The sequence below is a fragment of the Pseudomonas sp. GV071 genome, assembly GCF_003050835.1.
In the GTDB taxonomy this organism is placed as follows: domain Bacteria; phylum Pseudomonadota; class Gammaproteobacteria; order Pseudomonadales; family Pseudomonadaceae; genus Aquipseudomonas.
In genome coordinates this window covers 123,494-145,014 of record NZ_QAOJ01000009.1, presented here as the reverse complement: position 1 = coordinate 145,014, position 21,521 = coordinate 123,494, and the positions used below count along the sequence as shown (strand labels likewise).

Annotated in this window: 16 protein-coding genes; 12 read left to right on the top strand and 4 right to left on the bottom strand. The window is 60.4% G+C overall.

Annotation, left to right across the window (positions count from 1 at the left end; translation table 11 throughout):
- Nucleotides 1-158: 158 nt before the first annotated feature.
- The 6 genes from C8K61_RS18200 (at nt 159) to C8K61_RS18175 (ending at nt 9,195) form a co-directional block, all read left to right on the top strand.
- Complete coding sequence (locus C8K61_RS18200) at nt 159-1,991, top strand: DUF1302 domain-containing protein (RefSeq protein WP_108097691.1); 1,833 nt, start codon at nt 159-161, stop codon at nt 1,989-1,991.
- Nucleotides 1,992-2,061: 70 nt separating this feature from the next.
- Nucleotides 2,062-3,429, top strand: coding sequence for a DUF1329 domain-containing protein (locus tag C8K61_RS18195; RefSeq protein ID WP_108097690.1), 1,368 nt, complete (start codon nt 2,062-2,064; stop codon nt 3,427-3,429).
- Nucleotides 3,430-3,518: 89 nt separating this feature from the next.
- Nucleotides 3,519-4,418, top strand: a complete 900-nt coding sequence (locus C8K61_RS18190; RefSeq protein WP_108097689.1) for an alpha/beta hydrolase fold domain-containing protein — start codon at nt 3,519-3,521, stop codon at nt 4,416-4,418.
- Nucleotides 4,419-4,469: 51 nt separating this feature from the next.
- Nucleotides 4,470-5,816 carry an MFS transporter gene (locus tag C8K61_RS18185; RefSeq protein WP_108097688.1) on the top strand — a complete coding sequence of 449 codons (1,347 nt, stop codon included), beginning with the start codon at nt 4,470-4,472 and terminating at the stop codon, nt 5,814-5,816.
- 228 nt (nt 5,817-6,044) lie between these two features.
- Nucleotides 6,045-8,657: a LuxR C-terminal-related transcriptional regulator gene (locus C8K61_RS27125; RefSeq protein ID WP_108097687.1), complete on the top strand. Its 2,613-nt coding sequence runs from the start codon at nt 6,045-6,047 to the stop codon at nt 8,655-8,657.
- A 76-nt stretch (nt 8,658-8,733) separates the two neighbouring features.
- Nucleotides 8,734-9,195, top strand: coding sequence for a YbaK/EbsC family protein (locus C8K61_RS18175; protein ID WP_108097686.1), 462 nt, complete (start codon nt 8,734-8,736; stop codon nt 9,193-9,195).
- Between the two features lie 22 nt (nt 9,196-9,217).
- On the opposite strand, the gene C8K61_RS18170 is transcribed toward C8K61_RS18175, so the two are convergent.
- Together C8K61_RS18170 and C8K61_RS18165 are read right to left on the bottom strand one after the other, a co-directional pair.
- The gene (locus C8K61_RS18170) at nt 9,218-9,610 is read right to left on the bottom strand and encodes a tautomerase family protein (RefSeq protein ID WP_108097685.1); all 393 of its coding nucleotides are present in this window, start codon (nt 9,608-9,610) and stop codon (nt 9,218-9,220) included.
- Nucleotides 9,611-9,681: 71 nt separating this feature from the next.
- A complete protein-coding gene (locus C8K61_RS18165; protein WP_108097684.1) occupies nt 9,682-11,346 on the bottom strand; it encodes a response regulator in 1,665 nt (554 codons plus the stop codon).
- Between the two features lie 144 nt (nt 11,347-11,490).
- Between C8K61_RS18165 and C8K61_RS18160 the strand changes: the two genes are divergently transcribed.
- The 4 genes from C8K61_RS18160 (at nt 11,491) to aroA (ending at nt 16,851) form a co-directional block, all read left to right on the top strand.
- Entirely contained in the window at nt 11,491-14,466 is a 2,976-nt protein-coding gene (locus tag C8K61_RS18160; protein WP_108097683.1) for an autotransporter outer membrane beta-barrel domain-containing protein, read from the top strand.
- A gap of 76 nt (nt 14,467-14,542) precedes the next feature.
- On the top strand, nt 14,543-14,737 hold the full coding sequence (locus tag C8K61_RS18155) for a hypothetical protein (protein ID WP_108097682.1): 195 nt from the start codon (nt 14,543-14,545) through the stop codon (nt 14,735-14,737).
- Nucleotides 14,738-14,856: 119 nt separating this feature from the next.
- Nucleotides 14,857-15,417: a hypothetical protein gene (locus tag C8K61_RS18150; protein ID WP_108097681.1), complete on the top strand. Its 561-nt coding sequence runs from the start codon at nt 14,857-14,859 to the stop codon at nt 15,415-15,417.
- A gap of 162 nt (nt 15,418-15,579) precedes the next feature.
- Nucleotides 15,580-16,851, top strand: a complete 1,272-nt coding sequence (gene aroA, locus C8K61_RS18145) for a 3-phosphoshikimate 1-carboxyvinyltransferase (protein WP_108097680.1) — start codon at nt 15,580-15,582, stop codon at nt 16,849-16,851.
- 340 nt (nt 16,852-17,191) lie between these two features.
- Here aroA and C8K61_RS18140 read toward each other — a convergent pair whose 3' ends face one another.
- Nucleotides 17,192-17,452 carry a DUF5339 family protein gene (locus C8K61_RS18140; RefSeq protein ID WP_256589482.1) on the bottom strand — a complete coding sequence of 87 codons (261 nt, stop codon included), beginning with the start codon at nt 17,450-17,452 and terminating at the stop codon, nt 17,192-17,194.
- 296 nt (nt 17,453-17,748) lie between these two features.
- On the bottom strand, nt 17,749-17,931 hold the full coding sequence (locus tag C8K61_RS27295) for a reverse transcriptase N-terminal domain-containing protein (RefSeq protein ID WP_371920009.1): 183 nt from the start codon (nt 17,929-17,931) through the stop codon (nt 17,749-17,751).
- 410 nt (nt 17,932-18,341) lie between these two features.
- Here C8K61_RS27295 and C8K61_RS18130 point away from each other — a divergent pair, with 410 nt between their 5' ends.
- Together C8K61_RS18130 and C8K61_RS18125 are read left to right on the top strand one after the other, a co-directional pair.
- Nucleotides 18,342-18,818, top strand: coding sequence for a CS1 type fimbrial major subunit (locus tag C8K61_RS18130; RefSeq protein WP_108097678.1), 477 nt, complete (start codon nt 18,342-18,344; stop codon nt 18,816-18,818).
- 131 nt (nt 18,819-18,949) lie between these two features.
- Complete coding sequence (locus tag C8K61_RS18125) at nt 18,950-21,445, top strand: TcfC E-set like domain-containing protein (RefSeq protein ID WP_108097677.1); 2,496 nt, start codon at nt 18,950-18,952, stop codon at nt 21,443-21,445.
- Nucleotides 21,446-21,521 lie beyond the last annotated feature (76 nt).

Genomic DNA, 21,521 nt, shown 5'->3' with positions numbered 1-21,521 from the left:
CCCCGTAGCGCCACGCCGCGCCCTTCAGCAGCAAAAGGATTACACCGAGAAAAACCATCCTTTTTGATGCCCGGCAAAGTTCCTACATTCGTGCAATTACTCCCTGGCCGGTGCATCGCTAATGTCCGTCACTCCTTAATTCCATCAGGGAGTGCCACATGACAACAACAATAAGGCTCGCCGGGTTCTCGCCAAAAGCGCTGGCCGTGGCTATCAGTCTGGGCGCTTGCGCTCAAGCGCAAGCCGTCAACTTCAACATCGGGGAGATCGAGGGGCAGTTCGATTCGAGCCTGTCCGTAGGCTCCAGCTGGTCCACCGCCAAACCGGACAAAGACCTCATCGGCCAAGCCAACGGCGGCAAGGGCTTCACCCAGACCAACGACGATGGCCGGCTGAACTTCAAGCGCGGCGAAACCTTCTCGAAAATCTTCAAAGGCATTCACGACCTGGAGCTGAAATACGGCGACACTGGCGTGTTTGTGCGCGGTAAGTACTGGTATGACTTTGAACTGAAAGACGAACACCGCGAGTTCAAAGACATCGATGACCACAACCGCAAGGAAGGTGCCCAGGCCTCAGGCGCGCAAATTCTCGACGCCTTCGTCTACCAGAACTACGCCATCGCCGATAAACCAGGCTCGGTTCGCCTAGGCAAACAAGTAGTGAGCTGGGGCGAAAGCACCTTCATCGGCAACAGCATCAACTCGATCAACCCGGTCGACGTGTCGGCCTTCCGCCGCCCTGGCGCCGAGATCAAAGAAGGCCTGATTCCGGTCAACATGTTCTTCGTGCAGCAGAGCATCACCGACAATCTTTCCGCTGAAGCCTTCTACCAGCTGGAGTGGGACCAGACCGTTATCGATAACTGCGGCACCTTCTTCTCCGGTACCGACGTGGCGGCCGATGGCTGCGACACCAATTACAACGTGCTGCAACCCGCGGCCATCGCGCAGTTGCTGCAAGACAAACAGAACGGCTTGCTGCCGGCCAATATCAACGTCGAGCAGGAAGGCCTGCTGGTTAGCCGTGGCGGCGACCGCGATGCGCGCGACTCGGGCCAGTGGGGGCTGTCCCTGCGCTGGTTGGGCGATGAGACCGAGTACGGCGCCTATGCCATGAACTACCACAGCCGCACGCCGATGGTCAGCGTGCAAAACACCAACCTGGCTGGCATCAACGCCGCGCTCAACGCGTTGCTGGTACAGGGTAGCCTGGATCGCGCGGCGGGGATTCTCACCGGCGGCGGCAACTACTTCCTCGAGTACCCGGAAGATATCCGCCTGTACGGCGTGAGCTTCTCCACCACCCTGCCTACCGGGACCGCCTGGTCCGGTGAGCTGAGCTACCGGCCGAACATGCCCATCCAGTTGAACACCACCGACCTCGGCGGTGAGCTGGGCAACACGGTGAACAACGCGTTCCTCGGCGGCCTGGCCAGCGGCGGGTTGGGTGCCGGCGTGGCAGCGGCACGCAGCATGGCCGGCTACGAAAGCAAAGGCTATGTGCGCAAGGAAGTCACCCAGGCGCAAACCACCTTCACCCACTTCGTTGACCAATTCATGGGCGCCGAGCGGATGACCCTGGTGGGCGAAGTGGGCGTGACCTATGTCGGCGCCATGACCGACGACATGAACGCACGCTACGGCCGTGACGCCACCTTCAGCGTTCCGGAAGTGGCCGCCGCACGCAATGAATACGGCAGCCATGGCTTCTACACCTCCTCTTCCTGGGGCTACCGCGCCCGCGCCATCTGGGACTACAGCAACGTGTTCGCCGGGGTCAACCTGAAGCCCAACGTGGCCTGGTCGCACGACGTCGACGGTACCGGTCCGGTGTTCAACGAAGGCTCCAAAGCGGTAAGCCTGGGCCTGGATGCCGAGTACCTGAACATGTACACGGCGAGCCTCAACTACACGAATTTCTTCGGCGGCGATTACAACATGCAGACCGACCGTGACTTCGTGGCCCTGAGTGTGGGCGTGAACTTCTAAGGCGTCCCCTGGCGATACCGTCTTCTTCTGATAACGGCCCGTACGCACGGGCCCTGTAGAGAATCAGTCCATGAACAAAACCAGCACGTTGTTTTCTGCCATCGCCCTGTCCCTGTTGGCCAGTAGCGTCATGGCGGCAGTCGGCCCGGATGAAGTGGCCAAACTGGGCACCACCCTCACCCCTATCGGTGCCGAGAAAGCCGGCAATGCCGATGGCAGCATCCCTAGCTATGACGGCGGCCTGCCGACCAATGCCGCGCCGGTAACCGCCAACGGTTTCCTTGGCGACCCGTACGCCAACGAAAAACCGCTGTTCACCATCACCGCGCAAAACGCTGAGCAATACAAAGCCAAGCTCTCCGAAGGGCAGCTGGCCATGTTCAAGCGCTACCCGGACACCTACAAGATTCCGGTGTTCACCACCCACCGCTCGGTGGGCATGCCGGCGGACGTGCAACAACGGATCAAGACCAGTGCGGCCAAAGTCACCTTGCTGGAGGGCGGCAGTGGCCTGAAGGGCTTCACCGAGAGCCGCTACTACGCCTTCCCGATTCCGCAGAACGGCCTGGAAGTGGTGTGGAACCACATCACCCGTTACCGCGGCGGTAACCTGCGTCGCCTGTATGTTCAGGCGGCGCCGCAGGTGAACGGCAACTACACCCTGGTGAACTTCGAAGACACCGTGGCCTTCCCCGAGCGCATGCCCGATCTCGACGCAAAAAAAGCCGCCGCCACCCTGCTGATGTTCAAGCAGCGGGTGACCGCGCCGGCGCGTATGGCCGGTAATGTGCTGCTGGTGCACGAGTCGCTCGACCAGGTGAACGACCCACGCATGGCCTGGATCTACAACGCCGGCCAACGCCGCGTCCGTCGCGCCCCGCAGGTGGGTTATGACGGCCCGGGTACCGCTTCCGATGGCCTGCGCACCTCCGACAACTTCGACATGTTCAACGGCGCGCCGGACCGCTACGACTGGAAGCTGGTGGGCAAAAAAGAGCTGTACATCCCGTACAACAACTTCCGCCTGGCCAGCCCCAACGTGAAGTACGCCGACATCCTCACACCCGGCCACCCCAACCCGGCCCTGGCGCGGTATGAGCTGCACCGCGTGTGGGTAGTGGAAGCGACACTGAAAGAAGGCGAGCGCAACATCTACGCCAAGCGGCGTTTCTATATCGACGAAGACTCGTGGATGATCGCCCTGTCCGACCACTACGACGGTCGCGGCCAACTCTGGCGCGTCGGCGAAGCCATGCTGATGCCCTACTACACACGGCAGATCCCGGCCACCGCGCTTGAGTCGCTCAACGACCTGATCGCCGGCCGCTACATTGCCGTGGGCCTGAGCAACGAGGAGAAAGAGTTCGTCCAGTTCGACCTCAAAGCCACTGCGGCCGACTTCACTCCGGCGGCGCTGCGTAACGAAGGCGTGCGCTAGTCTTCAGCTAACCTAGCGCCAACCCTTTGGCGCCGTGACTTGCTAGCCACGGCGCCAAAGGGTGTGCCGATACCGACCGGAAGCCAGACGTGACTAGCCTGCACAACCATCTACTGATTTTTATCTTGCGGCTGATGAACCGCAAACGCGGGCTGTCGGCCCTGCTGTCTTCGGACACGTTGCTCGCTCAAGAGCGCCAACGCGGCCCCGACCGGCCGACGGCCAACATGCAGCAACGTATCGACGTCAGCCTCGAATCCTTCAAGGGCTTCGAGCTGTACACGCTTAAACCGAAAAACCCACGCCCCGGCAACCACGTGCTGTATCTGCATGGCGGTGCCTATGTGCGTGCCATTACCCAATACCATTGGCGACTCTTGCAGCAAATGGTCGAAGAACAAGGCTGCACCATCAGCGTGCCGCTCTACCCGCTCGCCCCGGAACACACCTGTGCGCATGCCGTGCCATTCGCCTTGGGCGTCTACGGCCTGGCCCAGGAACGGGCGGCCGGGCAATCGCTGGTGGTCATGGGTGACTCGGCCGGCGGTGGTCTGGCACTGGCGCTGTGTTTCGCCCTGAGCGAACTGCAACGCCCACAGCCCAGGCACCTGATACTGATCTGCCCCTGGGTAGACGTGGAAATGAACAACCCGGCCATCGCTGCCACCGAACCATCGGACCCGATGCTCAGTCGCCATAGCCTCAAACAAGCAGGCCGCTCGTGGGCCGGTGCCTTGCCGCTGGCCCATGCGTGGGCCAACCCATTGCACGGCGACTTTCACGGTCTGCCTGACATCACGATCTACGCCGCGACCCGCGACATTGTTCATCACGACAGCCTGGCCTTGGCCACGGCAGCGCGCAAACAAGGGGTCAACGTCGACGTGCGAATGGGCCAGGGCATGATCCATGTCTGGCCCTTGCTACCGATACCCGAAGGCCGCGCCGCGCGCGCTGAAATCAGTCAGCTGTTACAGCCGACCCGCTAACCCTTTCCCTGTTTCCCCGACGTTCGCCCACTGGCGGCGCAGAGACTGCTCATGCCCAAAAACACCCACGGCTACCCCACCAGCCTTGCCGCCTGGACTACTGTCGCCATTCTGATGGTGGCGTACATGCTGTCGTTTATCGACCGGCAGATTCTCAGCCTGCTGGTCGAACCGATCCGCCGTGACCTGGCCATCAACGACACCCAGATGAGCCTGCTGATGGGCTTGTCCTTCGCCATTTTCTACACCCTGTGCGGCATCCCGCTGGGGCGTCTGGCCGACACCAAAAGTCGCCGTGGCCTGATCATGTTCGGCGTGATGTTCTGGAGCGCCGCCACCGCCGCCTGCGGCATGGCCAAGCTGTATTGGCAGTTCCTGTTGTGCCGCATCGGCGTGGGCATGGGTGAGGCGGCGCTGTCGCCGGCCGCCTATTCACTGATTGCCGACAGCTTCCCACCCGAGCGCCGCGCCACCGCCATCAGCGTGTATGCCATGGGCATTTACCTAGGCTCCGGTGTGGCCTTTCTGCTTGGCGGCCTGGTGATTCATTTCGCCTCGGCCCAGGGTGATCTGCACGTGCCGCTGCTGGGTGAAGTACGGCCCTGGCAGCTGATTTTTCTGATCCTCGGCGCCGTTGGCATTCTGTTCAGCCTGGTGGTGCGTACCATCAAGGAACCCCTGCGCCGTGGCGCCGGCGCGGGCGTGGCGATGCCCCTCAGCGCAGTGGCCGCGTATATGCGCGCCAACCGTCGCACCGTGCTATGCCACAACTTCGGCTTCGCAGCCCTGGCCTTCGCCGGCTACGGAAGCGCGGCCTGGATTCCGACGTTTTTTATCCGCACCTTCGGCTGGGATGCCAGCCAGGTCGGCATTGTTTACGGCAGCACCGTGGCCGTCTGCGGTTGCCTGGGTATCGTCTTCGGCGGGCGTCTGGCCGACCGGCTGACCAAACGCGGCAAGACCGACGCAAACATGCGGGTCGGCCTGTACTCCTCGCTGATCGCCCTGCCGCTGGTACTGACCTTTCCGCTGCTCGACAACGGCTTCTGGGTGGCGGTGCTGATGGCGCCTACGGTGTTCTGCCTGAGCATGCCGTTTGGTGTGGGGCCGGCGGCGCTGCAGGAAATCATGCCCAACCCCATGCGCGGGCAAGCCTCGGCCATGTACCTGTTTATCACCACGCTGATCGGCCTGGGGTTGGGCCCCACCAGCGTGGCGCTGGTGACCGACTACGTATTCGCCGACGACCATGCCCTGCGTTACTCGCTGCTGCTGATTACCGCGCTGGCGGTCGGCACCTCGGCAATTCTGCTCAGCCTCGGCCTCAAACCCTACCGCGCGAGTCTCGACTACTTGCAGCGCTGGACGCCCGAGGCCGGCACGCCGCCGCAGGGATGAAGCCATTCCGGCGCGGCAAGGATTAGCCGCGCCATGCGCCTGCCACATGGCTGATGATGAAGCATTCATCGCTTGCTCTTATCAGCCGGAAGCCCCGGTTTCAGTGGCTTTTCATCCTTTGGAATGACAGCTGAAAATCCATCTTGCCCGGCGGTTTTCTAATCCTTTGCCCTGTTATCGTCTTCAGCATCCCTGCCCTGGCCGTGCTAGCCACGAAGAGACCCGACCATGCACGAACTCACTGGCGAACTGCCCACCGGCGCCCGCGCACGCAACCTCGATGCCTTGTTGCCGCGTTTGCCGGCCCACCATGTGCAGCGCCCACGGCTGGCCCAGGGGCTGTTGGCCAGCCGCAGCAGCGTGACCCTGCTCAGCGCGCCGGCCGGCTTTGGTAAAAGTGTGCTGCTCAACGAATGCATCCGCCAGGCCAGCCTCAACACCCGCATCGTCTGGCTCGACCTGCTCGGCAATGCCCTGAGCCCGACCGAACTGCTCGAGCGCATCGCCAGCTCCCTGCACCTGACGCTGGGGGAAGACGAGGTAAAAAGCGAGCTCAGCCACCTGCTGAGCAGCTACAAACACCCGCTGTGGATCATCCTCGACGACTACCCACGCCAGCCCAGCCCCGAGCTGGATGAGCTGCTCGGCACCCTGCTCGAACGCACCCCGCACACCGTGCGCTGGTGGATCGGTTGCCGGCGGCGCCCGGCCTGGAACCTGCCACGCCTGCAACTGCAAGGCGACCTGCAGGAAGTGGACGCCCACGCCCTGGCATTCACCGAGCGCGACCTGACCACCCTGCTGCAGCACCGCGAAGTGAACTGCGCCAGCGAAACCCAGGCGCAGATTCTTGCCAACAGCGACGGCTGGCCGGCCGCCATCGGCCTGACCTTGATTGAAGGCAAACTCGAAGCGCTCACCAGCTACAGCGTGTCACCGTTGCTGCGCGACTACGTCGACCGTGAAGTACTCGCCGACCTACCGCCCGCGCTGCTGACGCCCCTGCAAACCCTGGCGCACATCCCCCACTTCAGCGTCGAGCTTTGCCACCATCTGCTCGCCGAGCACAACGCCGAACAGTTACTCGGCGAGCTGCGCGCGCACCACTTGCTGGCCAGCGACAACGACTCGGGCAACCACTGGGTCAGCCTGTGGGCGCCCTTGGCCCGCGTGCTGCGGGCGCACCCATCGACGCAGAGCACGCAGCCCACCCATGTGCGCGCCTGCCAATGGTTTGCCGCCCAGGGCGACGTGCGCGAGGCTGTCAAACATGCGCTATGGGCCGGCCAGCCTGAGGTCGCGGCCAGTTACCTGCACCGCTATGGCCAGGACCAATTGCTGGTCGGCGAAAGCGTTTCGCAGTTTCTGCACTGGCGCGAGGAGTTCCCCGCCGAGCTGTTCTCCTGCACACCACGCCTGGTGATGCTGCAGGTCTGGGCGATGCTTATCTGTACCCGCCTCGACGAAGCCGAGCGCTGCCTCGCCGAGCTGGCCAACTTTCTGCCACAACCCTCGGCCGAACGCCAACGGCGGCTGCTCTCGCACTACCAGGCCGCGCTCGGTGTGCTGCATTGCCAGCGCGGACAGCCCGAAGCCAAACAGCATTGCCAGGAAGCGCTCGAAGCATTGGAAGACGGCGCCTGGTCGCTGCGCATCCTCTGCCTGCAAACCCTGGCGCAACAAGCCACCGGCGAACAGCAACTGCACCTTGCCCGCCAGTACACCCGGGAAGCGCTGCGCCTGGCGCGCGCCAACGGCAATGTGCTGTTCGAAGCGCTGGTGAACGCCGACCATATTCATCAACTGCTGATCATGGGCGAGTTCGAACAGGCCTGGGAACACACCGAGGAATCCCTGCAGCTGCTGAAAAACGCCGGCCTGCGCGGCCCGGTGCTTGCACGTCTGCAGATGCTGCGCGGCTCGCTGCTGGTTACTCGCGGTGAACCGGCGCAGGCCAAAGCCGCCTTGAAAGAAGGTCTGCAAGAAGCCGAGCAGTGTGAAGACGCTTACCTGCTGTATGGCTATCTGTGCCTGGCCGACCTGATCAGCAGAGACGGCCAGCTCGACGCCGCGCAGCAACTACTGCGCACCGCCGAACGCAAAATGCAGCTCTACAAGGTGCCCGTGGTGCGCTACCGCGATGCCCTCGGCGTAGCCCAAGGCGAACTGTGGTTGCAACGCGGCGAAGCCGAAAAAGCCAAGCAGCTGTTCGCGGAAGTCCGCGAGCGCTTCAGCAGCGAATACGCCATGCCCCCTGCCGGCTTCTACGACCTGCACCTGCGCGCCCGCTTCGACGAAGCCTGCGCCAACATGGCCCTCGGTGACCTGGATGCCGCGCACCATGCCTTGCAGCACCTGCTGGCCGACTGCCAACAAAACGGCCATCACCAGTTGGCGGTCTACGTCGGCCTGCGCCTGGCAGAAACCCTGTGGCTGGAACAGCGCAAAACCCTCGCCAACCGCCAGCTCGCCCAGAGCCTGAGCGAAGCCGAACACCAGCAACACCTGCAGCCCCTGCTGCACCTGTATCAACGCCAACCGGAATGGCTGGCCAGCGAACTGGCGCAGCTCGACGAAACCACCCTGTGGCGCAAAAAGCTGTTGCAAGCCACCGACAAAAACCGCACCCCGATCACCCCGAGCGAATCGCCCCTGAGCAAACGCGAAGCCGCCGTGCTGAAATTCATCGCCCGCGGCCACTCCAACCTGCAAATTGCCGAGGCGATGTTTATCTCCGTGCACACCGTGAAAACCCACGCCAGACGGATCAACACCAAACTGGGAGTGCAGCGCCGAACCCATGCGGTGGCCAAGGCGAAGAATGAGGGGTGGTTGAGCTGAGCCACTGTGGCAGTTTGATTTTGCCGGGCAAATAGATAGCCTCTGCTGCAGGTTTGCACACCCTTCAGGAGAGCCCATGTCGCTTGAATCCGTGAAAGCATTTCTCGCCACGAACGCACCGGACATCACCATTCTCGAACACCAACTGAGCACCGCCACCGTCGCCCTGGCGGCGGCCGCGTTGGGCGTGGAAGAAGGCCAGATCGCCAAAACGCTGGCCCTGCGTCTCGGCGAGCAAAACGCATTGCTCGTCGCCGCCGGCCATGCCCGGCTGGACAACCAGAAAGCCAAAGCGGCGTTCGGCGCCAAGGCCAAGATGCTCAGCCCCGATGAAACACTCGAACTGACCAGCCACCGCGTCGGCGGCGTATGCCCGTTCGGGCTGCCCGCGCCGGTGACCATCTACTGCGATATCTCGCTGCAGCAGTACACCGAGGTGTATCCAGCGGCGGGGTCATCCAACAGCGCCGTGCGGCTATCGCCGGAACGCTTGGCCCAGTTGGTCAATGCACAGTGGGTGGATGTGTGCCGCAGCTGAGTGCGCCAGGGGAGCGACGGTTCTAAAGTTTGGGTGCGTACTGCATTTCGCCATTGCCGAACGACCAGTCTTCGCGCTGCACATCGATCAGGCTGATCCACACATCTTCTTTGCGAATGCCGGCCCGGGTGTGCAGGCCTTCGGCGACGGCCTGGTAGAACGCCTTCTTCACCTCGACTCTGCGCCCGGCGTTCCAGGTGATCTGGATAAACACGATCTTCGCCGTATAGCTCACGCCCAGATACCCGGCTTCGGGATACACCAGCTCGTCTTTGGCGTGGCGGTTGATGATTTGAAAGCGGTCGTTGACCGGCACATTGGCGGTGCTGGTCATGGCGTCGTAAATGACCTCACCAATGATTTTTACCGTTTCCGCTGTGTAGTCGGCGGCGACATCGATTCGGGCGAGTGGCATGGCGGCTCCTTTGTTGGCTCAACAGCGCGTCGAAAACCATTGCAGATGGGCGAGCTGTAACCCGATTGCCTTCACGGCGCCGACAGCGCCGCCGGCAGATCGACTTCAATCCGCAACACCGACTCAACCACTCGCACCCTCGCCTGCATCAGCAACAGCAGACGCTGCAAGCGGGCATAGGTCCAATTGTCTGCCGCCACATTGGAAGACCACGGACTGAGCTCAACACTCAGGCACACATAGCCACGCGGCAGAATGCTGCTGTGGACGTGCAAGAAAATCTGCGTTGGTTGCAGCGTGCGCTGCAGGTGTTCAAGCGCACTTTCCAGCAATTGCTGGTACTGCCGCACATTGATCCAGGCCGGCCGGAAGGTACCGAGGTTTAGCTCCACTGCGCAGCCTTTCTGGCCCAAGTCGCCGATTAGCGGGGCCAGGATATCGGCGCTCAAATGACCCAGGTCGTGGGCCTCGCGGGGAACGCTGTGGTCGTCCAGCTCCAGCAGTTCATCGAGCTTTTCCAGATGGCGATGGATGTCTTCGATAGACGGACGCAACGCATTGACGGCGTGTTCGATGGCCACCTTGTCGGCCTGCTGCACCACAGCAGCCAGCCCCTCCTGGAACACTGCCAGGTTCGCTGCCACCGCGCGCCTCACGGTGGCCAAGGTCTGGCTTTTCAATTGGCTGAGCAGCCGTGCTTGCGCCCCCTGGTGACGCAGTTCAATCAGCAAGTCATCACGCTCGCCGAGATAACGCATGCCACCGAGCATGGCGATCAGCTCACCCGCCGCATTGCGATACGGCAAGCACCACACATACACGGTGATGGGCGCTCCTTCTTCTTCCAGCACCCCCTCGACCATAAACGGCTCTTGCCACTGCACCGCATCGCGGTAGCGGTCGCTGCAGCGTTGGCGCAAGGCGGGCGACACCCAGGACGCCTCCTCCAGCAGGCTGTCACGGATATCGGCAAAGCTTTTACCGGCATGGGCCAGGTACAGCCGATTGCACATCAGCAAACGGCCTTGCAGATCGCGCACGAACATCGGGCTGGGGGCGGCGTCGAGCAAGGCGCGCAACATATCCTGTTCGGCGTTTAGCGTTGGACTGTCGACGGGTTCTTCGTCTGCCAGGCCGTGCTGACGCAGGATTTCGAGCAACTGAAAGTCGTTACTAACCGCGAGCTTTTCATGCAAACGGGCTTTATAGGTGCTGACGGTTTTGTAGCTCAGGCTGAGCTGCTCGGCGATGTCTTTGTTGCTGAGCCCCTGCCCCAGCAGTTGCAGCACGGTCAGCTCGCGCTCCGAGAGCTGTTGCAGTGCGCCTTTGTCCTGGTTTACCTCAAGGCGCGCAACCTCGCGGGGGAAGTAGCTGTGGCCACGCAGCACGGCGGCCAGCGCTACTTTCAATTCGCTGAGCGGCTCGAACTTGCTGACAAAGGCATCTGCCCCGCTCTGTCGTGAACGCGCCGCATACAGCCCCGGTTCCTGAGCGCTGTAAACCAGCAGCTTGACGCCGCCATGGCTGCTGCGCAGGCGGCGCAGCATATCCAGCCCACCGAGGCCGGCAATCTCCAGGTCAATGATCACCACCTCCGGGCGGTGCTCGCGGCACAGGCGCAACGCGTCCTGACGATTGCTCGCTTCGGCCACCACCTGGTGCCGGTCCTGCTCCAGCAAGCGGCGCAGTCCGTCGCCCATCAGCGGCTGGTTTTCCACCAGCATCACCGTACTCATGCGGTTGTCCCTTTCGCTTCAATCCCGCCCCAAGCGTAGCCCAGCTGTGGAGTGACTCTCACACCGGGTGGGAACGACTCCTACAGATCGCCCAGTGGTTGGCGCCGAGACTGATCTCAACGCTCAACTACCGAGGCAACCGCCATGAAAAGCTCACACACCCTGCTGGAGAACTTCCACCACAACCCCCTCGCTCAGGCCATTGGCCTGATATTGGCAGGCATGCTCAGCCTCAATGTGGCGCGCGCCGAAGCCGAAGACGCCGTGGTCAGCGCAGCCCCCCAAGAACAAAACCTGCCCTCGCAAGCCAGCCTCGATAGCGGTCGGTTGGCCAGCCCACTGACTGCGCTGCGCGCTGGCATCGCCGGCATTGAGGCTGATGGCTCGCAGGTGCAGTTGGACAACCCCGAGCTAAATGCCCAAGGCAGCGATGCGATCGTCGTACACGCCAGCAATAGCGGGCAGATCACCCTGAACGGCGGCAGCCTTACCCTGAACGACAACCCCAACGACTTTTCCCGCTCCGCCACCGCCATTCTGGCCGAGGGCGCGGGCAGCCAGGTGCTGGCCAATGACCTGAGCATTGGCGGTTTCAGCATGTGGAACATGCCGATCCAGGCCAACGATGGCGGCACTATCAGCCTGGCCCATTCCACCGTAGCAGCGGAACTGAGCATGCAGGCCAATGGCGACGGCTCGCTGCTAATCGTCAGCGCTGGCAGCGACGTCGGCAGCCTGTCCACTACCAATGCGTCGGCGCAGGTACTGGATTCCACCGTGCATGGCCAGTTGTCAGGCAGCGGCACCAGCAACCTCGACGTACAGCGATCCCTGCTCGACGGTTTTGGCGCAGGCCCTGCGCTATTTGCCGTGGGCGGGGCCACCGGCGAAACCGCGCACGTGGCCGTGCTCGACTCAACTATCCGAAACACCGCGCCAAACAGCAGCGGCCCGGCAGTTGAGCTGCTCGGCGAAGTAGCGTTGACCATGCAAGGCGGCAGCATCGAATCCCACAACACCGGTCTGGAAGCGACAGGTGTCAACGACCGGCACACCCAAACCATCAGCCTTGATGGCGTAGCAGTGAGGGTCGACAACGGCCCGCAGAACGTGGGCAACACCATCACTGGCCTGCATATCCGCGGCAACACCCAGGTGCTGCTCCAAGACAGCCAGATCGTCGTGCAAGGCGGCGACCAGACCGACTTCCAGCAAGGCTATCAAGACATCAGCGCCGGCCTGCGCCTGATCGGCAGCGACGTGAGCGTCACGCTGGATAACAGCAGTGTGTCGGCGCGAATGAACGAAGGCAGCCCCGCCGCCGGCGTGGTGCTGACCGGCTCCGGCACCACGGTGAACATCGTTAATGGCAGCGACGTGTCCGGCCAAACCGCCGGCATTCGCGCCCGCGATGACCGAACCTCGCGCCAGGACAGCTCACCGATCGACCAGGTCGTGATCGACGGCAGCCGCGTGACCGGTATCGACGGCCCGGCCCTGCTGGTCAGCGATTACGGCCGGCTGGACGTCACCGTACAGAACGGCAGCAGCCTGGATGCAGGCGATGGCAACTTGCTTACTGTCGAACACCTGGGCACCGCCAACCTGACCGTTGATGGCAGCACATTGAACGGCACCATCAGCAGGGATACCGCGACCGAAACTGAGTACTACTGGGACATGGACACCTACGACACGCTTACCCGCGAGCTGCGTTCCACCGCCAACGTCACCCTGAAAAACAACGCCCACTGGACCGGTCAGGGCAACAACATCGACGCGATGGTGATCGACGCTGACAGCCGCTGGGACATGAGCGCCGACTCCAACGTCGCCAGCCTCGATCACCACGGCGTAATTGCCTTCCAACCCGGCGGCGCCTACAAAACCCTGGCCGTCGAAGGCGACCTCAGCGGTGCCGGCACCTTCGCCATGAACACCGACCTGGCGGCCGAACAGGGCGACCTGCTTAGCGTGGGCGGCAGCATCAGCGGCGACCACCGCCTCGCCGTCGCCGACTCGGGCCGCGAACCCGGCGCCGCCAACGGCCAACTGCGCCTGGTGGACGGCAATGGCGGTGACGGCCAGTTCACCCTGGCCGGCCGCAGCTACGTGGATGCCGGTGCCTTCCGCTACAGCCTGGAACAGCAAGGCGACGACTGGTTTCTGCGCAATACCGCCACGGCGGATAACCCACAACCGGAAAACCTGTCCAACGGCGCCAACGCCGCACTGGGCAACCAGGCCGCCACCGCCACCCTGTGGAGCGCGCAGATGAACGCCCTGGTAAAACGCCTTGGCGAGCTGCGCATGGGCGAAGACAATGGCGGCGTGTGGGCCCGCGGCATCGGCAAAACCTTTGAAGTGGACAACGGCAACAGCCGCGGCTTCGACCAATCGGTAGTGGGCATGGAAATCGGCGCCGATACCGCCGTGGTCTTGGACGGCGGCAAGCTCTACGTCGGCGGCCTGGTCGGCACCGCGCAGTCTGACCAGGACTATGGCGACGGCAGCAGCGGCACCATCGACAGCAAGCTGATCGGCGCCTACGCCACCTGGCTGGATGACAACGGCTACTACGTCGACACCGTCGCCAAATACAACCGCATGAACAACGAGGTAAAAACCCTGACCAACACCGGCGAGCAAACCAAGGGCTCGTACAGCACCAACGGCTTTGCCGGCGATGTTGAAGTGGGCAAACACATCCAACTGCAACACGGCTGGTTTGTGGAACCGCAGGTGGAGCTCTCCTACACCCATACCGAGGGCGCGAACTACACAACCAGCAGCGGCCTGAAGGTGCAAGCCAGTGACGCCGATTCGCTGCAAGGCCGGGTGGGTTCGCTGTTTGGAAAAACCTTCAAACTGGAAAACGGCATGACAGCCCAGCCCTACGCCAAAGCCTCCTACGTGCATGAGTTCGCTGGCGACAGCAGCGTCAAGGTCAATGGCTACACGCTGGACAACCAGATCGCCGGCAGCCGTGCTGAAGTGGGCTTGGGCGGCATCTTGCAAGTGAGCGAAAAGGTCAAAGTTTCGCTGGATGTTGAACATGCCCAAGGCGAATCGGTGGAGGAACCGTGGGCCGTCAACCTGGGTGTGCGTTATCTCTGGTAACGGCGGGCAGGAAAACTTGGTCTGTCGTTCCAGCGACTCACCTGCGGTAGGTGAGCCTGACTAGTAAGGATGCTTTATGAACGCGCTCTCCCCTCGCCGTAAGCTGTTCGCGCTGACGTTGCTGGGAGCCTTGGCCGGCACCGCCCTGATGGTGCCGGTCAGCCAAGCTAGCGAAGCCACCGAAGGCTACTTCGTCATCCTCCGGCTGTATGGCCCGACCAAACCCTTCTTCGAGAAAACCTGGAAACCAGGTGACCTGAACAAACGCTGAAAAGCAGTTGAAAGCGCAACCACCACACTGCTTTTCATAGGGTGTGGTTTGCTCCATATTTATTGGTCCGCGCCGTTCTCCCGCGCGTCACGCCAACACTCAGTTCAACAGGAATGGTCATGAGCAACTTCCCAATCATTGCGACGGTACTTTCAATGATATTGGGCTTGTCCGTAACTCGCCTGCTGCTGGGTTCGCTGACCGTGTTCCGTATTCGCCGCGACGCGAAAGTGGACTGGATACCGTTAGTGTGGGCCGCCATTCTGTTCACCATGCAGCTCGATTTCTGGTGGGCGGTAAACTCGCTGCCCTCCATCAAAACCACCTTCACGTTTCCCGAGTTTCTCTTACTGGTATTGCTGGCCTTATCGCTGTTCATCTCCGCTGCGTTACTGCTGCCCAGTCGCAGCGAGGACGAAAAAGATGGGCTGCGGATTTATTTCGAGCAAGACGGCCGCTTTGCGCTGTTATCCATATCGGTCTATTTAATTTTCGGTTTTATCGTCAACGTGGTGCTCTTCGAAGCGTCACCGTGGGCGCCCTGGGGCGGGCTGGATCTGATCATGATGCTGCTGCCGTTGATTGCCTTCAGCTTCAACTCACGCCGCGTTTACAGCGTAATCACCTTGGTGTACGCGCCACTTAGCATCCTCGACATCACCATAACGCTGAGTAACTAGCAGCCCCGCACTGACACTCTGCAAAAAAATCCGCTTGAGCGTTAAGCAGTCAATCTCCCCTCGTTCCTTGGCCGAGAAGGCTTCATTGGGCGTGGCATCAATGGCATTATTCGCCCCTTTGCGCGCCGCTGTGCGCCACGTCTTATTCGGAGAACCGCTGTTATGGGCGCGCCGCACACCGCTACCGTCGTTCCACCTGGCTTTGCCCTGCAGGGCAAAGTGTCGCCACCGGGCTCCAAATCCATCACCAACCGTGCGCTGCTGCTGGCCGCCCTGGCCAAGGGCACCAGCCGCCTGACCGGCGCGCTGAAAAGCGATGACACCCGCCACATGTCCAACGCCCTGCGGCAAATGGGCGTGACCGTGGACGAGCCGGACAGCACCACCTTCGTGGTCACCAGCGCCGGTTACCTGCAGGCCCCCAGCGAACCGCTGTTCCTCGGCAATGCCGGCACCGCCATGCGCTTTCTTACCGCCGCTGTGGCTACGGTAAACGGCGACGTCACCCTGGACGGCGACGCCTATATGCAAAAACGCCCGATTGGCCCGCTGCTAGAGGCCATGCGCGCCGGCGGCATCCAGGTTTCCAGCGCCACCGGCTGCCCGCCAGTGCTGGTGCAAGGCAGCGGCAGCCTGAGCGCCAAAACCTTCGAAATTGACGGTGGGCTGTCCAGCCAATACGTATCCGCCCTGCTGATGCTGGCCGCCTGCGGCACCGCCCCCATCGAGGTAAAACTGACCGGCAAAGACATCGGCGCCCGCGGCTACGTCGACCTGACCCTGGCCTGCATGCAAGCCTTCGGCGCCAAAGTGGAGGTAGTCGACGAAGTCACCTGGCGCATCGCCGCCACCGGCTACCAGGCCTGCGACTACCTGATCGAACCCGACGCCTCCGCCGCCACCTACCTGTGGGCAGCCCAGGCATTGACCGACGGCAACATCGACCTCGGCGTCGCCGACGACTGCTTCACCCAACCCGACGCCAACGCGCAAACCTTTATCGCCGCCTACCCGGACATGCCGGCGGTCATCAACGGCTCGCAGATGCAAGACGCCGTACCGACCCTGGCCGTGCTCGCCGCCTTCAACAACACCCCCGTGCGCTTCACCGAACTGGCCAACTTGCGGGTAAAAGAATGCGACCGCGTGCAGGCCCTGCTCGACGGCCTTAACGCCATTCGCCCAGGGCTTGCGACCGTGGAGGGTGATGACTTGTTAGTGGCGGCAGACCCGGCATTGGCCGGCACTAGCTGCGACGCGCTGGTGGACACCCACAGCGACCACCGCATCGCCATGTGCTTCGCCCTGACCGGCTTGAAGGTGAGCGGCATTCGCCTGCTGGACCCGGAGTGCGTGGGCAAGACCTACCCAGGTTACTGGGATGCGCTGCGCTCGCTTGGGGTAACGGTGAATATGGCGGAGAGCACAGACTGAGCCGTCCTACTCTCGTCGGACGGCGACTTAGCGATTTGGGCCTGTAAATCAGGCGTCCCCTCCAGCCGCACTATTCTGGACTCCTGTTTCAGGAAAAAGGGGACAGTTTATTAATCGGCTCTACATTAGAGCAGTTAAATAAAATCGTCCCCTTTATATGGAATGAAATCTTTGCTTTTCAAAAACAAACACAATGTAACCGTTGCCACCACGAAAACAAAGAACAGCCAAGTGGTAACTTTTAAGTTTTACACATTATAAAAAGAATTTAAAATCATGAAGATACCGCCATGCATCTTATTTCAGTAATACACATGGCGGTTCAAATCAGAAAGTTAAATTAATTTGCAGGCGTGGCTGCCATCGCTTGCTTCAACATGTCAGATGCCTGCTTACAAGCCGCCTCTTGCGTTGCGGCAGGCATACTCGCCATTTGCTTTTTTGCAGTTTCATACTGCGACTTCATGGCTTCTCCCTGAGGGTTAGCAGCCACAACTTCATCAATTTGCTTGAAATACTCGGTGCAAGATGGGCCGAGGTCAGCTGCCATAGTGGCGCTCGACATTGCGATCAAAGCAATTGCGGTCAAAAAACTTTTCATAAAACACCTCTATTACATTTATCAAAATTACAAGATTAATTTTTATCCTGAAAAATAGATCGCTTGCTTGCGCCAAGCTTAAAGCCGAATGCAACGAACTTGCTTCAGTAGCAAAGTTTGACGTATTTGGTTGGCTTTAATTAGCGCAGTTAAACGAAGTATTAAAGGACACTTAAAAGCTTCGGGGATTTACAACGCAATAGCTGTAGGGTTTTTCTGAAAGCTTGTAGGAGTTGTTTGACGCACAGATGTGGAACACTGCCCATTGGCGTTCTCTCGCCACGATTTTCTGCCACTCATTTGACGGCTAAAATCTTGCCGCTGTATGAGTGGGTCAGCAGGTGTTGCAAGATTCTGACCTTGATCCACCAACCTTCCGTTACTGCCTTAGCAATACGCGGTTGGAGTCGTCTCACGCCTGCCTTGATCAAAGCACCCGCTTGCCATAAGCCACATCCGTTCAGCGTGCGGAGGTGCATCAGTACGATCGCTGTCATCTGCAAAACGGTTAATCAAGCTCTCCCGCCATGAATGCCCCTACGGAAGTCTGCCCACTTTCGCGTCGGCTAATGTTTCAGCCCTTATCCCGCCCACTCCCACTACAGCAAGGTCTTCGAAAAGGGAACAGATTTATTTTCCATACTCTGAACGACTATCTACTAGAAATTAGGGCAACATAAATAAATCCGACCTATTTTCGCTAGGCACTTAAACAAAGAACCTACCCAGCCGCAGGAACTTTTTGGCGTAAACAAACGAAAGTCCCCTACATCTCCAGCGTTGGCAGCTCACTAAAGTTGCACACCTCCGAGTCGGCCAACTGCTACCAACTTAGTACGTTCCCGAACGAGGAGCCTATCTGAATTAAACGTTACGGAGATGTATCAGAATGACCTTTATCAAAACCACTCTGTTCGCGCTGGTTGCTGCCGCTTCTTTTCAGGCGTTTGCCGCACCGATCAGTCACACCATCACGCTCGAAGCGACTGTTCCAACTTCTGACTTTTACGTACTGCCAAAAGATTCGACCTGGATCAACCAAACTCAGGTCCTCTCCTACAGCCCTTACACCGGCGACTTGTCCAAGTTGACCAAACAGTTCGACGTAAAAAATACAGCGGGCGCCATCACCGGTAAATTGCTGGCGCCAGCCACGCTGAGCAGCGGCTCCGCGAGCATCCCACTCACCGTAAAATTCAATAGCATCACCCTCTCCACCACCGACGCGTCAGTCGTGACCCAAGCTGCTGCAGCGGCTGCGTCCACCGTAAACCTCGAAATCATCCCGGTTCGCCAAGCTGGCACCAGTCACACACCGGGCAACTACAGCGGCAACGTACAGCTCTCGTTCGATGCTGCCATCTAAGTGAGCTTGATGCGCTTATCACACCCACTGCGATAAGCGCATTTCCAACGTATCACCGACTTCTACCAAAATTTTTCCTGCTGGCGCACCGCGCAGCAGGTCGTATCGCTTCGCTGAAAGTGGTGCCAATCATGTTCCGAATCACTCAAGTAGCTGCCGCAGTAGCCCTAGCTGCATACGGCGCTACATCGCTTCAGGCCGCTCCTTTAAGCGTGATAGCGCAAGCCCGGGGTTTGCCCAAGGAGTTTCACGAACACTTTTTCGACGTTCCTTTGGCCGTGCGCATCCGTCTGGATCGCCAGGAGTTAGGCGAAGCCATGGTCACGCTATCCAAAGATGAACGAGTCACTCTTGTAGAATTCACTGACACCCGCGACACCAGTCTAAGCAGCACCGAACTGGATAACTGGAAGGCTGAGTTGCAACGCGGTATCGCTCTCGGCCCCTGCCTGCAGCAGTGCAAAAACGGCCTGGTTGCCGCGCACTACAGCCTGGAGAACTCCGAACTGTCGTTACTGACCGATAACGCTGAACGCGATATCAAGGTAAGCAACTACCACCAACCTCCGGTAGATGGCAGCACCGGTCTCATGCTGCGTAATCAGATCAACCTCGCCGGCGGAGAGCAGCAGGACTCATACGGGCGCGTCGCTGTAAAAGGTCTGACCAGTGTCGGTAACTGGACACAGACGTTTTACGGCCAGGCATCCAGAAATGACACCCCGGACCAAACCCACCAATACCAAGTGTATGAGCTGCACACACAGAAAGAGTGGCAAGACCATTTTCTGCGGTTGGGTTATTTCACGCCTGAATCCATAGGGTTGAACCGTAACCTGCGCACGTTCGGCAACTCCCCTGACACCGCCATCGGGCTGATGATGGGCAGCTCCGACAGCCTTAGCAAAGACGGCAATCAACCGGCAATTTACCCCATCTACGTAACCGCCAACCGCAACGCCACCGTCGAGATCTACCGCAACGGCGCGCTGATCAATAGTCAACAGGTAGCGCCCGGTTTGCAGACCCTGGACACCCGCACATTGCCGGGTGGCATCTACGACATCGAAGTACGCCTGGTGGAAGACGGCATCGTAAGTTCCACTACCGATGAATTGGTGTACAAGCCCAATAACTGGAGCAATCCAGATCAACGCTGGCGTTACAACATTTTTGCCGGCCGTGAAAGCAGCGCGTTGAGCAACAGCACTACTCGCGAAGACGGCACACTGACGACCGGGATCGCTGCCAACTACCTTCTGCACCCGCGCGCCGTAGTAGGGATTTCGGCCCGCAAGATCAGCGAACAGAACCAACTGGGCACTTCACTGGACCTGGGGATTGGCGCCACCGCCAGCCTGTATGCCAACGTCTACCAAACCCAGAACCACGGTACCGGTACCGATCTGCAGGCGCTGTACAACTATGGCAGCGGTAGCCTTATTTTCAGCCACAGCCGCAGCTGGATGGACAACCGCAACACCTGGGAAACGCTGCCTGATGGCAGCCGAATACGCCAACGCCATAGCTACAACGGCAATATCAGCAACTCTGCCCTCGGCATCACCCACCGCCTGGGCCACCACGACAGCTTGAATGCCAGGATTTCCCACAGCGACGGTTATAACAACGGCATCGGCCTCGATGCTGGCTGGATGCGTAACAGCCAGCTGTTTGGCAACGACGCCAACTGGCGCCTTTCGGTGTTCGACCGCGCTGCGTCGGTCAGTAGTGGCAACGAACGCAATCGAGGTATCGACTTGAGTCTCAACCTGGCAATTGGGGGGCCAGGCAAGCGCCTGACGGCTAGCGTGGGTTCGCGAACCTCACGCGACGGCGATAACGACCGCAACGCCAGTATCGGCTACCAACAGGACCTCAAGGGTGACGTCCTGCGCCAAGTCACTGGCAACGTTAATGCCGACACTTATGGAGTGGGTTTGACGGGTACCGCCCAATTTGAAACAGACGTAACCCAGGGCGATCTGCAGCTGCAACGCTCCTCTTACAATCAGAACCTCTCCGCAAGCCTGAATATGGAAAGCACCCTGTTGATGGGCGCTCACAGTATGGCCCTGAGTGGTCAGCAGCTGACCAGCGACGCGGGCATGATCGTGGACTTGGACTCCGATATCGAAGACATCGAACTACGGGCGGATGACCTGAGCGGCCATTACGCCGTGCTTCGTCCGGGCCGCAACATCATCCCCGTGAGCGCCTACCAGAGAGGCGTGGTGCAGTTTGACTTTCAGGGCGTGCACACCCCTGCCGCCAGCATTCAGCCAGCTCGTGCCACCTACCACCTGAATAAAGGCGGCGTGGCCCACCAACAGGTGCGGCTAATAAAAACTGTCACGGTTTTTGGCCGCCTGATTGATGGGCGCGGCGCACCACTCAAAGGCGTGCATGTGCTTAACCACGCCAGTCGCGGCGTAACAGAAGTCGACGGATTCTTTTCGATGGAGTTGAGCGCCAAGACGCCAACCCTGGAGGTGGTGCGTGGCGAAAAAGCCATTTGCCGTCTGGCACTGGACCTCAAAAACCTTACCCGCGAAGGCGATGTGTTGATGACCGGAGACCTGTCCTGCGTCCAGGACAGCGGACTGGAAAAAATCGCTCAAGGCTAGGAAGCCATCTCGTTACGGCGCACGAGTACAGCGCCCCACTGCCAGATACAACGTCGCTCAGCGACGTGTAATTCAA